The sequence below is a fragment of the Pseudarthrobacter sp. SSS035 genome (assembly GCF_023273875.1).
Classification (GTDB): Bacteria; Actinomycetota; Actinomycetes; order Actinomycetales; family Micrococcaceae; genus Arthrobacter.
This window is the reverse complement of the sequence record NZ_CP096882.1, coordinates 4,215,938-4,228,921: the sequence shown is the minus strand read 5'-3', so window position 1 is coordinate 4,228,921 and position 12,984 is coordinate 4,215,938. Positions and strand designations below refer to the sequence as shown.

General features: G+C 62.2%; 12 protein-coding genes and 1 pseudogene. 6 read left to right on the top strand and 7 right to left on the bottom strand.

Going from position 1 to position 12,984, the window contains the following annotated elements; genetic code table 11:
• Positions 1–45 precede the first annotated feature (45 nt).
• Positions 46–1,104 (bottom strand): anthranilate phosphoribosyltransferase, encoded by a 1,059-nt coding sequence (gene trpD / locus MUN23_RS19600; protein ID WP_248760535.1) that lies wholly within the window; start codon positions 1,102–1,104, stop codon positions 46–48.
• Between the two features lie 111 nt (positions 1,105–1,215).
• On the opposite strand from trpD, the gene MUN23_RS19595 reads away from it, so the two are divergent.
• The 4 genes from MUN23_RS19595 to MUN23_RS19580 all read left to right on the top strand — a co-directional run bounded on the left by MUN23_RS19595 (position 1,216) and on the right by MUN23_RS19580 (position 5,590).
• Positions 1,216–1,890 (top strand): heme-copper oxidase subunit III, encoded by a 675-nt coding sequence (locus MUN23_RS19595; RefSeq protein WP_240484251.1) that lies wholly within the window; start codon positions 1,216–1,218, stop codon positions 1,888–1,890.
• Between the two features lie 87 nt (positions 1,891–1,977).
• Positions 1,978–2,766 (top strand): cytochrome c, encoded by a 789-nt coding sequence (locus MUN23_RS19590; RefSeq protein ID WP_248760534.1) that lies wholly within the window; start codon positions 1,978–1,980, stop codon positions 2,764–2,766.
• 99 nt (positions 2,767–2,865) lie between these two features.
• Positions 2,866–3,936, top strand: a complete 1,071-nt coding sequence (locus MUN23_RS19585) for a ubiquinol-cytochrome c reductase iron-sulfur subunit (RefSeq protein ID WP_248760533.1) — start codon at positions 2,866–2,868, stop codon at positions 3,934–3,936.
• Positions 3,914–5,590, top strand: a complete 1,677-nt coding sequence (locus tag MUN23_RS19580) for a ubiquinol-cytochrome c reductase cytochrome b subunit (protein WP_248760532.1) — start codon at positions 3,914–3,916, stop codon at positions 5,588–5,590. The genes MUN23_RS19585 and MUN23_RS19580 overlap by 23 nt, the downstream gene beginning before the upstream one ends.
• 99 nt (positions 5,591–5,689) lie before the next feature.
• Here MUN23_RS19580 and MUN23_RS19575 read toward each other — a convergent pair.
• Positions 5,690–6,482: pseudogene (locus tag MUN23_RS19575) on the bottom strand (GntR family transcriptional regulator).
• Between the two features lie 185 nt (positions 6,483–6,667).
• Here MUN23_RS19575 and MUN23_RS19570 point away from each other — a divergent pair.
• Complete coding sequence (locus MUN23_RS19570; RefSeq protein ID WP_248760531.1) at positions 6,668–6,961, top strand: HPr family phosphocarrier protein; 294 nt, start codon at positions 6,668–6,670, stop codon at positions 6,959–6,961.
• Between the two features lie 143 nt (positions 6,962–7,104).
• Here the strand turns inward: MUN23_RS19570 and MUN23_RS19565 are convergent, their stop codons facing one another.
• The 5 genes from MUN23_RS19565 to MUN23_RS19545 all read right to left on the bottom strand — a co-directional run bounded on the left by MUN23_RS19565 (position 7,105) and on the right by MUN23_RS19545 (position 12,320).
• On the bottom strand, positions 7,105–7,506 hold the full coding sequence (locus MUN23_RS19565; RefSeq protein WP_056340077.1) for a cytochrome c oxidase subunit 4: 402 nt from the start codon (positions 7,504–7,506) through the stop codon (positions 7,105–7,107).
• Complete coding sequence (gene ctaD, locus MUN23_RS19560) at positions 7,503–9,230, bottom strand: cytochrome c oxidase subunit I (RefSeq protein ID WP_058932435.1); 1,728 nt, start codon at positions 9,228–9,230, stop codon at positions 7,503–7,505. The genes MUN23_RS19565 and ctaD overlap by 4 nt, the downstream gene beginning before the upstream one ends.
• A 10-nt stretch (positions 9,231–9,240) precedes the next feature.
• Positions 9,241–10,113 carry a cytochrome c oxidase subunit II gene (coxB, locus tag MUN23_RS19555; RefSeq protein ID WP_058932434.1) on the bottom strand — a complete coding sequence of 291 codons (873 nt, stop codon included), beginning with the start codon at positions 10,111–10,113 and terminating at the stop codon, positions 9,241–9,243.
• A gap of 187 nt (positions 10,114–10,300) precedes the next feature.
• Entirely contained in the window at positions 10,301–10,690 is a 390-nt protein-coding gene (locus MUN23_RS19550) for an iron-sulfur cluster assembly accessory protein (protein WP_056340087.1), read from the bottom strand.
• 184 nt (positions 10,691–10,874) lie between these two features.
• Positions 10,875–12,320, bottom strand: a complete 1,446-nt coding sequence (locus MUN23_RS19545) for a dipeptidase (RefSeq protein ID WP_248760530.1) — start codon at positions 12,318–12,320, stop codon at positions 10,875–10,877.
• A 54-nt stretch (positions 12,321–12,374) separates the two neighbouring features.
• Between MUN23_RS19545 and MUN23_RS19540 the strand changes: the two genes are divergently transcribed.
• Positions 12,375–12,977 (top strand): DUF3043 domain-containing protein, encoded by a 603-nt coding sequence (locus tag MUN23_RS19540; RefSeq protein WP_058932432.1) that lies wholly within the window; start codon positions 12,375–12,377, stop codon positions 12,975–12,977.
• Positions 12,978–12,984: the final 7 nt, after the last annotated feature.

Below are 12,984 nucleotides of genomic sequence, written 5' to 3'. Positions count from 1 at the left end.
GGGCCCGGCTGTAAAGCCGGGCCCGCATCCTTTCCTGTACCTATATCAAGGCCGCGTCAGGGAAACCCACTTATCGAGGACCGCAGCGGCAGCACCGCTATCAATCGACTCTGCGGCCCGGGCAAGCGCCGAACGCATGCGGACCAGGAACGGGCCGTCGGACAACTCATCAAAAGCCACCAGCCCGGCGGCCGCATTAAGCAGCACCGCGTCCCGCGCTGCACCGCTCTTACCGGCCAGGACATCACGGACGACGGCGGCGTTCGCCTCTGCGTCCCCGCCACGGAGTTCCTCCACCGTCGCAGGACGGATGCCCAGCTCGGCCGGCTCAAAATTCAGCTCAGAGACAGCGCCGTCGCGGATTTCCCAAACGGTGGAGGGGCCCGTAGTAGTCAGCTCGTCCAGCCCGTCATTGCCACGGAAAACCAGCCCGCGGCTGCCCCGCTTCGCCAGGACGCCTGCAACCAGCGGAGCCATACGGGCATTCGCCACTCCCACCGCCGAGGCTTGCACCCGGGCAGGATTGGTCAGCGGGCCCAGGAAATTAAATGCGGTGGGGATGGCGAGCTCCCGGCGGGGCACGGCAGTGTGACGGAAAGACGGATGGAACACCTGCGCGAAGCAGAAAGTGATTCCAGCCTCCCCCGCGTTGCGTGCCACCTGGGCCACCGGGAGGTCGAGCCTGACCCCCAACGCCTCCAGCACATCAGCCGATCCGGAGGACGAAGACGCTGCACGGTTACCGTGCTTGACGACCTTCGCTCCGGCGCCCGCAGCAACAAGGGCGGACATGGTGGAAATGTTGACGGTATTGAGCTGGTCACCGCCCGTACCCACGATGTCCAGCTTCTGACCAGGAATATCGATGGGTGTTGCATGGCGCAGCATCGCGTCCACCAGGCCCGAGATTTCGTCCACGGTTTCGCCCTTGGCGCTGAGGGCAACCAGGAATCCGGCGATCTGCGCGGGGGTGGCCTCCCCGGACATGATTCTGTCCATAGCCCACGCGGTATTGTCCGCAGTGAGGTCAGTACCGTTGATAAGAGCCGAGATGAGCCGGGGCCAGGTGTTGCTGTCCGCCGGCGCGGTTGCCTGAGAAGTCACCTTCTGATGCTATCGAGCCACCCCGGACCTGACCAATGTGAACGTCGCCGGGAACTTTTCACGGTGATTTCGCGTCTTTGTAGAAAAAGTCCCCCGAAAAGGCGGTTCGCGTTGGGAACTACGGACTTTTATAGACATAATGTCTATGTGACATCTGCGACCCATGCCCCCAGTACCCCGGCGCACCCCACGCTGAACCGCCCCAATATGGTTTCTGTCGGAACCGTAGTCTGGCTGTCCAGTGAGTTGATGTTCTTCGCCGGTCTCTTCGCCATGTACTTCACGCTGCGCTCCACGAGCGGACAGATGTGGGCGGAAGAGACAGCCAAGCTCAACTTCCCCTTTGCGCTCGTCAACACGATCGTCCTCGTGGCCAGTTCCTTTACTTGCCAGATGGGCGTCTTCGCCGCCGAACGGCTGCAGCCCCGCAAAACAGGCGGCCCGTTCCAGTTCTCCCGCTGGGGCATGAACGAATGGTTCACGCTGACCTTCATCATGGGTGCGTTCTTCGTTGCCGGCCAGGCAACTGAATACGCAATGCTTGTTTCAGAGCACGTTTCGCTCTCATCCAACGCCTACGGCTCAGCGTTCTACATGACCACCGGCTTCCACGGCCTGCACGTTATCGGCGGCCTCATAGCTTTCCTCTTCATCATCGGGCGCTCGTTCGCAGCAAAGAAGTTCGGCCACTTCGAAGCAACCTCCGCGATCGTCACGTCTTACTACTGGCACTTTGTGGACGTTGTCTGGATCGGCCTCTTCCTGGTCATCTACGTACTGAAGTAGTCAAGCTTTGATTCCTTTTCTACAAGAGGCAGAATTTCAAGAAGCGGCTCACGGAGCCGGCGCACGATCGAATAAAGGAACCACCACGTGAAGGCTCTCTCGCAAAAGCGGCGTCACCCACTCGCAGTAATCGCGCTGCTACTGATGGGACTCCTCGTCACTGGTGGGCTGTACGCCGTTGCCACCACCGTCAACGAGGCCAAGGCATCCACCACCAGCTTCAGCGCCAATGACACCGCCGAGGGCGAAAAGCTCTTTGAAGCTAACTGCGCCACCTGCCACGGCATGGGCGCGAGCGGCAGCCAGGATGGCCCCTCGCTGGTTGGCGTCGGTGCCGCGTCCGTTGATTTCCAGGTCGGTACCGGCCGGATGCCCATGCAGATGAACGGCCCCCAGGCGTACAAGAAGCCCGCTCAGTTCAACGATGCCCAGACCCACCAGCTTTCAGCCTACGTAGCTTCCCTGGGAGCCGGCCCGGCGATTCCTGAAGAACACCTGCTTGATGAGCAGGGCGACGCCGCCAAGGGTGGTGAGCTCTTCCGCGTGAACTGCGCGATGTGCCACAACGCAGCAGCAGCCGGCGGTGCACTCACCCGTGGCAAGTTCGCTCCCGCCCTTGCCGATGTCTCCGGCAAGCACATCTACGAAGCGATGGTCACCGGACCGCAGAACATGCCCGTCTTCAGTGACACAAATGTCACCCCTGAGGGCAAGCGCGACATCGTCACCTTCCTGAAGCAGATCGAGGCCAACGGCTCCCCCGGTGGCGCTGACCTCGGCGCCCTCGGTCCCGTCTCTGAAGGCCTCTTCGTCTGGATTGCAGGCCTGGGTGTCATCATCGCCTTCACCATCTGGCTTACTTCCCGGACGTCTTAGGCGCAACGGGAATCTTAAGAACTTCTGCTGCCCAGTCAGCAGTTTGAAATTGAAAACTAACCCGGCAGACGCCGGGACGAGAGAAGGATGAGGCGAATTATGGGCAACCATAGTGACGGCAGTCCGAACCACTCGGGCACCGTAGCTACGGCTGGTCAGAATGAGGTGGAGAAGTTCCAGGATCCTGGAATTCCCCCGCACCGTTTGCGCCTGGCCGACACGGACCCGAAGGCCGCAAAGCGTGCAGAACGGCAGGTCGCCGTACTTTTCGGCGCGTCAGTTGTCGGCACCCTGATCTTCCTGGTGGCGTACTTCGCCATCGACTTGGGCGATGGCACAAGCATCGCCACCATACGGCTGCAGAACGCCCTGCTGGGCCTTGGCACCGCGTTTGCGATGCTCGGCATCGGCACCGGTATTGTGCACTGGGCCAAGGCCCTGATGCCGGACCATGAAGTCTCCGAAGAACGCCATCCCATCCGCACCGAAGAAGACCGCCTGGCGGCAGTCCGGATCGTGGATGACATCGTGGAGGAGACCGGCATCAAGCGCCGCCCGCTCATCCGCAACACCCTGCTCGGTGCTATGGCCCTGGCCCCGCTTCCCGCAATTGCGGTTTTCGGTGACCTCGGCCCCCGCCCCGACCGGGCGCTGGCCCACACCATGTGGGCACCGCAGGAAGGCAAGCTCAAGCGCCTCACCCGCGACCCCGACGGCACACCCATCAAGGCCTCTGACGTCACCATCGGGTCGGCTTTCCATGTTATTCCTGAGGGCCTGAACGAACTGCATGAAGGCAAGCTCAACGAAAAGGCCAAGGCAGTTGTACTGCTGATGCGCCTGGATCCCGCCTCGCTGAACCCCTCGGCGGGCCGCGAAGACTGGAGCTACAACGGTATCGTTGCTTACTCCAAGATCTGCACCCACGTCGGTTGCCCCGTTGCTCTGTACGAGCAGCAGACGCACCACCTGCTGTGCCCGTGCCACCAGTCCACTTTTGACCTCACGAACGAGTGCAAAGTGATCTTTGGCCCCGCCAGCCGGCCCCTCCCCCAGCTGCCGATTGCAGTGGACGCCGAGGGCTACCTGGTCGCAACCAGCGACTTCAATGAACCTGTAGGACCGAGTTACTGGGAGCGTGATGAGCATGAGCGCAGCATCAAGAGCTGAAGCCCCCGCCTTCGTCGCCAAGACTAAAGCCGGACGCATCACTGATTTTGTTGACGCGCGAGTTGGCGGATCAGGGATCCTGCGCGAATTCGGACGCAAGGTCTTCCCTGACCACTGGTCGTTTATGTTTGGCGAAGTAGCCCTCTACTCCTTCGTCATCCTCTTGCTTTCGGGCACCTTCCTGACCTTCTTTTTCGATCCGTCCATGGCGGAAACGCACTACGACGGGTCTTACCTGCCGTTGAAGAACGTCGAAATGTCCGTGGCGTACAGCACCTCGCTGGATATTTCCTTCGACGTCCGCGGTGGCCTGTTCATGCGCCAGGTGCACCACTGGGCTGCACTGCTTTTCGTAGCGTCGATCGCCGTCCACATGCTGCGCGTCTTCTTCACGGGCGCCTTCCGCAAACCGCGTGAAATGAACTGGGTTGTTGGCAGCGTCCTGCTGATCCTCGCCATGGCAGCCGGGTTCACTGGCTACTCACTCCCCGATGACCTGCTCTCCGGCAACGGCCTCCGGATCATCGACGGCGTTATCAAGTCCATCCCCGTGGTTGGAACCTACACTTCCTTCTTCCTCTTCGGCGGCGAGTTCCCGGGGACGGCTGTTATTGGCCGCCTTTACATGCTGCACATCCTGCTCGTACCCGCGCTCATCCTGTTGATGATCGTCCTGCACCTGTTCATGGTGGTTGTGCACAAGCACACCCAGTACCCCGGCCCGGGCCGCAACGACGGCAACGTTGTTGGCTACCCGCTCGGACCTGTGTACGCAGCCAAGGCCGGCGGCTTCTTCTTCATCGTCTTCGGTGTAATTGCCCTGATGGCTGGCTTCTTCACGATCAACCCGATCTGGAACTACGGCCCGTACGATCCCTCGCCGGTTTCTGCGGGCACCCAGCCTGACTGGTACATCGGGTTCGTTGACGGTGCACTGAGGCTTATGCCCGGTGTCATCGGTGATTTCCAGTTCGAGTACGTTGTCTTCGGCTACGTGCTGACGCTGAACGTCCTGTTGCCGGCCCTGGTGCCCGCAGGCATACTGTTCACGGTGATGTTCATGTACCCGTGGATCGAAAGCTGGATCACCAAGGACACCCGCGAACACCATGTCCTGGACCGTCCGCGGAACGCCCCCACGCGCACCGCCATCGGCGTTGCCGGCTTCGTCTGGTACTGCGTGATGTGGGCAGCCGCTGGTTCGGACCTCATCGCCACACACTTCCACGTGTCCTTGAATGATGTGACGTACTGGCTCCGCGCCCTGTTCTTCATCGGACCGGTCATCGCGTTTATGGTGGCCAAGCGGGTCGCCCTTGCCCTCCAGCGCAAGGACCGCGAAATCGCACTCCATGGCCGGGAGACCGGACGTATCGTCCGCCTGCCGCATGGCGAATTCATCGAGGTGCACGCGCCGCTGGATGAGTACAAGCGCTACAAGCTCGTCGGATTCGAGTCCCCCTCACCGCTGCCTGCGGTCCCCAACGACCACGGCATTGTGACGCGCAAGGAAAAGCAGCGTGCTTTCCTGTCAAAGTGGTTCTTCGAGGACCGTGTTGCGCCGGCGACGCCGGCAGAGCTGGAGGCCGCACACGGCCACCATGCCCACCCGGCAGTTGAGGCCGGCGAGGAAAGCAAGAGCCTCAGCCACTAACTCACAGCAGTTATGCTCCAACGGTAAAGGCCCGGTCCGCTTGGACCGGGCCTTTACCGTTGCTGGCTGCCGCCGCTGTCGTCAGCTGGCGGCCCGCTGTCAGTGGTTGCGGTAGCCCAGCGATTGGTTCCGGGCCGGCCTCGCACCTGGCCGCTGGAGGGGTACCCATAGCTTGTAGCGGTCGGCCCGGTAGTACGAAACTGAGTAGTCCACCATCGCCCGGGCAACAAAGGCGTGCCTCTGAATCTTGAGCAAGGGGGCACCGACGTCGACGTTGAGCAGGCGCGCCGTAGAGGGGGAAGCGGCCGTCGCCTCGATCATGTCCTCCCCCCACTCCATCACGAGGCCGAACTGCTCACTCAGAACGTTGTAGAGCGATGTTGGGGGGCTCGCCGTCCAAAAGACCCGGGACGCGCTGCGCCGGGATGAAGTTCTCGTCCACGCTCATCGGCTCACCGTCCGCCAGCAGCAGCCGACGGAACCGCACCAGCGGCGTCCCCTCCTCCACCTGCAGTTCGCGGGCCAGGAAGGCGCTGGCGCCGATCTGTTCAAAGCTCAGGACCTTGGCGGCCGGAACCATGCCGCGGCGTTGCATCTCTTCGCTGTACGAGGTGAGTTTCACCTGAAGATCCAGTTTGGGCTTCCGCACGAACGTGCCGAGGCCGACAACCCGCTCGAGGACTTCCTCGCCGACCAGGGCATCGATTGCCTGCCGGACAGTCATCCGGGCCAGCCCGAACCGCTGGGCAAGATCCCGTTCCGAGGGCAGGGCAGATCCGGGCGGACAGGAATCGCTGATGTAGGCCCGGAGGATCTCCCTGAGCTGGATATAGATGGCTGTCCCGCTGCTGCGGTCAATCTCGCCGGCAACGGCGCCGGCATCAGCAGCCACGGAGGTACGTCCTTGCTTCAGTTTTCACTATCCAAGCTTAAGGCAAGCAGCACCGCTGGACTAGACCAGTTCCGGCAACCGACCGGTCCCACTCCCCCGTTTCGTCGGGTGGCCATCCAGCCGGATATATTGGACAGGAAATTCAGCGATGACGGTGTGGGGTCCGTCAGGAGATCGGAGACCCTTTGCCAGTGCATAAGGCCGTTGTGTCAGCGTCAGTCGGCTTGCATGCCCGTCCCGCCGCAATGTTCGTCAGGGCAGTGACCGAAACCGGACTTCCTGTCACCATCCGCAAGGCCGGCATCCAGAGTGTCGACGCCCGCTCCCTCCTGGAAGTCATGATTGCCGACTTCCCCTTCGGCTGCGAAGTAGAGCTTTCAGTCCCCGAAGGCGCCCTCAGCGGCGCTGTCAGTCACCGCGACGCCGAGGCGGCCCTGCGGATGCTGGCGGAGCTCCTGGAGTCACAGGGCCCCAGCTAGCCCCTCCCAGGGGCCTATATACCCCGTGACTTCCCGCGCCAAATCGACGCGCCAACCGAATTGACAAGAACGACGTCGGGCCCCACCAGAAGGTGGGGCCCGACGTCGTAATTCATAAAATGTCTGCTGAAGCTCAGCGGCTCCTAGTGGGCGTGGTCCCCACGGCTGTACTCGAAGACCCAGCCGACGAGGGCTACGACTGCGAGGCCGGCTGCGATGAACAGGATCCACCAACCCACTGCCAGGCCCAGGAATCCACCCGCGCAGGCGAGGCCCAGGACCAGCGGCCACCAGCTCCAGGGGCTGAAGTGCCCCTGTTCGCCGGCGCCCTCGTGGATCTCGGCGTCATTGCGGTCCTCGGGACGCATTCCGACGCGCTTGCCGGTAAAGCCAAGGTATCCGCCGATCATTCCGGAGAGTCCGCCCACCAGGAGGATCCCGAGGGTTCCGACCCACTCATGCCAGTTGGTCAGGAAACCGTAGACCAGGGAAACCGGTACGAAGAAGAAGACTCCGGCTCCAAATATCCATGATTCGATTTTCACTTGGCGGTGTCCTTCTGGTCGGCGTTACCGAGCACCGCTGCTGCGGCTGCAGGCGATTCAACGGTATGTACCTGCGAGAGCTCCGGGTGGTGGAGATCCAAGGCGGGACGCTCCGAACGGATCCGGGGCAACGAGGTGAAGTTGTGGCGCGGCGGCGGGCAAGAGGTAGCCCACTCAAGCGACGCTCCGAAGCCCCAGGGATCGTCCACCTCAACGCGCTCAGAGCTGCGCCAGGTGATGTAGACGTTCCAGAAGAAGGGAATCAGGGACGCACCAAGCACAAACGAGGAGATGGTGGAGAACTGGTTCATCCAGGTGAAGTTGTCCTCCACCAGGTAGTCCGCGTAACGGCGGGGCATGCCTTCAACGCCCAGCCAGTGCTGGATCAGGAACGTGCCGTGGAAGCCCAGGAACAGCAGCCAGAAGTGGATCTTTCCGAGGCGTTCATTCAGCATCTTGCCGGTCCACTTGGGCCACCAGAAGTAGAAGCCTGCGAACATCGCAAACACCACGGTGCCGAACACCACGTAGTGGAAGTGCGCCACCACAAAGTAGGAGTCAGAAACGTGGAAGTCCAACGGCGGCGAAGCCAGGATGATGCCGGTCAGGCCACCGAAGAGGAACGTGATGAGGAAGCCGATGCTCCACAGCATGGGAGTCTCGAAGGTAATGGACCCCCGCCACATGGTGCCGATCCAGTTGAAGAACTTCACGCCGGTCGGGACCGCGATGAGCATGGTCATGAAGGCGAAGAACGGCAGCAGCACCGAACCGGTCACGTACATGTGGTGCGCCCACACGGTCACTGACAGGGCCGCAATGGCGATGGTGGCGTACACGAGGCCCTTGTAGCCGAAGATCGGTTTGCGGCTGAAGACCGGGAAGATCTCGGACACAATGCCGAAGAACGGCAGCGCAATGATGTACACCTCGGGGTGGCCGAAGAACCAGAACAGGTGCTGCCACAGGACCGCGCCGCCGTTCTCCGGATCGAAGATGTGGGCACCGAAACGGCGATCCGCGCCGAGCGCGAACAGTGCCGCAGCCAGCGGCGGGAAGGCCATCAGCACGAGGATGGACGTCACCAGGGCGTTCCAGGTGAAGATGGGCATCCGCCACATGGTCATGCCCGGAGCACGCATGCAGATGATGGTGGTGATGAAGTTGACCGCGCCCAGGATGGTGCCGAAGCCGGACAGCGCCAGGCCGAAGACCCACAGGTCACCACCGATGCCAGGGCTGAACGTCGTGTTGGACAGCGGCGCGTAAGCGAACCAGCCGAACGACGCCGCACCCTGCGGGGTGATGAAACCGGACACCGCGATGGTGGAGCCAAAGAGGAAGAACCAGAAGGCCAGTGCGTTCAGCCGCGGGAACGCGACGTCGGGGGCACCGATCTGCAGGGGCATGATGACGTTGGTGAAGCCGGCGAACAGCGGCGTCGCGAACATCAGAAGCATGACGGTGCCGTGCATCGTGAACAGCTGGTTGTACTGCTCTTTGGTCTGCAGGATCTGCATGCCCGGTTCGAACAGTTCAGCCCGGATGAGCAGAGCCATGACGCCGCCGAGGCAGAAGAACACAAACGACGCGATCAGGTACATGTACCCGATGGTCTTGTGGTCGGTGGAGGTGATCCAGTTGACGACGATGCGTCCCTTGGACTTAGGAACTACGGGAGCCTCAAGGGTTCCGGCAGGTGCGGTCTGGGTATAAGTAGCCACGTCGCTCCCCTTACTTAATTTCGTTCAGGTTCGGGTTGCGGTCATACTCTTCGCCGAGGAGTCCCGTGTTGCCATCTGCCTTGAGCTTGTCCATGTGAGCCTGGAATTCGGTCTCAGAGACAACCTTGACGCGGAACAGCATTTCAGAGTGGTACTCGCCGCAGAGCTCGGCGCACTTGCCGTCGTAGGTTCCCTCTTTAGTGGGCGTGAACCTGATGTAGTTGGTCTTGCCGGGGATCATGTCGCGCTTCTGCAGGAAGGCGGGAACCCAGAAAGAGTGGATGACATCGCGGGAGTTCAGTTCGAGGTCAACGGACTTTCCAACCGGCAGGTAGAGCGTCGGCAGCGCTTCCTTGTCGATGGTGTTGCCCGTAAGGTGTGCCTGGACTCCAGCTTCGTGGACATCCTCGGTTACGACCTCGCCGGACTTGTAGTTGAAGTCCCAGGCCCACTGCTTGCCGCGTACGTCAACAACGACGTCGGCCGGCTTGGAGCGGTCATCGATGGCCTGCTGGTCGCGGTCGGTGAAGTAGAAGAACACCAGGACCATGAACAGCGGGATGGTCAGGTAAAAGACCTCCAGCGGGAGATTAAAGCTGGTCTGCCGCGGGAAACCCGTGGTGCCCTTGCGGCGGCGGTAGGCGACAAGGCACCAAACGATCAAACCCCACGTGATGATGCCCACAACAAGGGCTGCAATCCATGAGTTGACCCAGAGGTCCATGATCCGGTCAGTGTGATTGGTGGTGCCACGCTCGGTGGGCAGCCACCCCTTCTCTACCTCTGGCGAACATCCAGTCAAAACCAACGCGCCGGCAACTGCCAAGCCTGAGATCGTAGTGATCGTTTTGCGTCGGCTGCCGGTTCGGTTCTGCGAACTCACAGACGGCCCTTCCTACTTGTTGCTGTTGCCCGGCCACCCAAGGGGCCGTCCGGGCACACTAAAAGTTTTACTACTCGGTGTAGAGCTTACCGCTCTGCCGGGCGTTTCGCCCACATGTCGGCGCCGTGCCTCCGTGCCGTTTTTGGCAGACGGAAAGCAGGCGCCGGCATCGGGCGAAAGAACCGGGTCAGTGGAAGGAATCACCACAGGCGCAGGAGCCACCGGCATTGGGGTTGTCGATGGTGAAGCCCTGCTTGGAGATGGTGTCCTCGAAATCGATGCTGGCACCGCTGAGGTACGGCACGCTCATCTTGTCCACCACAACTTCGACGCCGTCGTAGTCACGGACGGCGTCTCCGTCAAGGAGTCGCTCGTCGAAGTACAGCTGGTAGATGAGGCCGGAGCAGCCGCCGGGCTGGACGGCAACGCGGAGGCGGAGATCGGTCCGGCCTTCCTGCTCCAGGAGGCTGCGCACCTTGCCTGCTGCGACGTCGGTCAGTTTGACCTCATGTGCGGCCAGTTCATCGCTGGCAGCGCTGGTGGTCTCGGTGATGTTCTCGTTGGTTGCGGTGCTCATTTGGCCTACCTTAGGACGGTCCTGGCGGCCCCGCGTCAGCGGTGCCTGCCCCTACGGATACGGTACGGGCTATAGCTACATGCTACTTCGGTCAGCCCTGTAGCTCTAACTCCTGACGTAACCAAGCCTGTCCGCTGATTGTTCCCAACGGTGGAGGAATGCCGACATCAGAGGGACACGGGATTCAGGCCACGCCTTCTGCGTTAAGCCGGGCGAGCAGCAGCGCCTCGGCGACCACGGCGTTCTTGAAATCACCAATGTGAAGGGACTCGTTGGCACTGTGGGCACGGGAATCGGGATCCTCAACACCGGTCACGAGGATCTGGACGTCCGGATAGACGTCCATCAGGTCCGCAATAAACGGAATCGACCCGCCGATCCCCATCTCCACCGCCGGAACACCCCAGGCCTCCCCCAGCGCCCACATGGCGAACGTCGCCGCCTTGGAGGATGTATCAGCGAGGAACGACTTTCCGCTTTCCCCGGGAGTGAACACCACCTTTGCCCCAAAGGGCGCATTGGCCTGGACGTGGCGTTCAACGGCTTCCATCGCTGCCGCCGGATCCTGGCCGGGCGCCAGGCGCAGGCTGAACTTGGCACGCGCCCGCGGCAGGAGCGTGTTCGAGGCCACGTCCACGGCGGGCGCATCGAAGCCGATGATGGACAGCGCGGGCTTAGTCCACAGCCGTGCGGCGATGCTTCCGGTGCCGGCGAGCCGGACGCCGTCGAGAACGGAGGAATCAGCACGGTACTCCGCTTCGGTGAGCTCCACGCCGACGTTGTCATTCGATACGAGGCCTTCGATGGCCACGTTGCCGTCAGCGTCGTGGAGGGTGGCAATCAAACGGGACAGCAGGGTTGGCGCGTCCAGCACGGGTCCGCCGAACATGCCCGAGTGGACAGCATGCTCCAGCACCTGGACTTCAATGGTTCCGTCCACAAGGCCACGCAGGCTGGTGGTCAGGGCGGGTATGCCCACCTTCCAGTTGCTGGAGTCGGCCACCACGATCACATCGGCCCGCAGCAGTTCCCGGTGCGTTTCCAGGAAGGAACGGAAGGTAGGAGAACCGGCTTCCTCCTCACCTTCGAAGAAGAACGTCACGCCAAGGCCGAATTCCGTGCCCAGAACATCGGTCGCTGCGGCATAGGCCGCCACATGGGCCATGATCCCGGCCTTGTCGTCAGCAGCGCCACGGCCGTACAGCCTGCCGACGCGTTCGACGGCGGCGAAAGGCTCTGTTTCCCACAGCGCCGGGTCTCCGGGCGGCTGGACGTCGTGGTGGGCGTACAGCAGGATGGTCGGCTTCCCTTCCGCCGCCTGTCGGCGTGCGACGACGGCAGGGCCGCCGGGGGTGCCGTCGTCCTTGTTACTGCGCAGGACCTGGACATCCTCCACGCCGGCGGTGCGCATTAGTTCCGCTACGGCCTGCGCGCTGGCTTCCAAGGGCGCGGGATCGAAACTCGGCCAGGCGATGCCCGGAATGGCCACAAGTTCCTTGAGCCGGTCGAGGGTTGAGTCGAAGGAACCTGCAACGGACAGCCTGAGTCCGTCCGCGTCAATGGCCGGGGCAGGGTGTCCGGGGCCGGGGGTGTTGGCGTCGGACGGACTGGCTGCTGGAGTGGGAGTCATGGCGAACACAATACCCGCGCCGAATCTCCTTGGGCCGCAAGGTATTCTGTTCACGTGTTCGGACGTAAAAAGGAAGCGCCAACGGCGCAGCAATCAATAGACCAGCAGGCCGCTGAAGCGGCAGCCCGGCAGGATGCCGCGTTGGGCAAGGGTGCGCCCACGCCCAAGCGCAAAGCCCAGGAGGCTGCCCGCAAACGGCCCCTGGTGCCGGAGGACCGCAAGGCGTCCAAGGCCGCTGAGCGCCAGGCCATCCAGGACCAGCGCACAAAAATGCGCCAGGCGCTCGATACAGGTGATGAGAAATTCCTGCCTCTGCGCGACAAGGGTCCGCAGAAGCGTTATGCCCGCGACTACGTGGACGCGCGCTTCAGCCTGGGCGAATACCTGATGTTCGGCGCCCTGGTATTTGTCATCATTTCCCTCATTGTTCCGGCTTCCAGCGAACAGATGGTTTATGTCCTGGGCGGTTTTTGGGTGATGTTCCTGGCCGTGTTTGTGGATGTGTTCATTCTGTCCAGGCAGCTCCGCAAGAAGCTGACCGAGAAGTTCGGCGGGGTTGAGCGTGGCACGGTTTGGTACGGCTCGATGCGGTCCCTGCAGTTCCGCAAGCTGCGCCTGCCCAAGCCGCTCGTGAAGCGCGGCCAATACCCGTCCTGATGTGCAG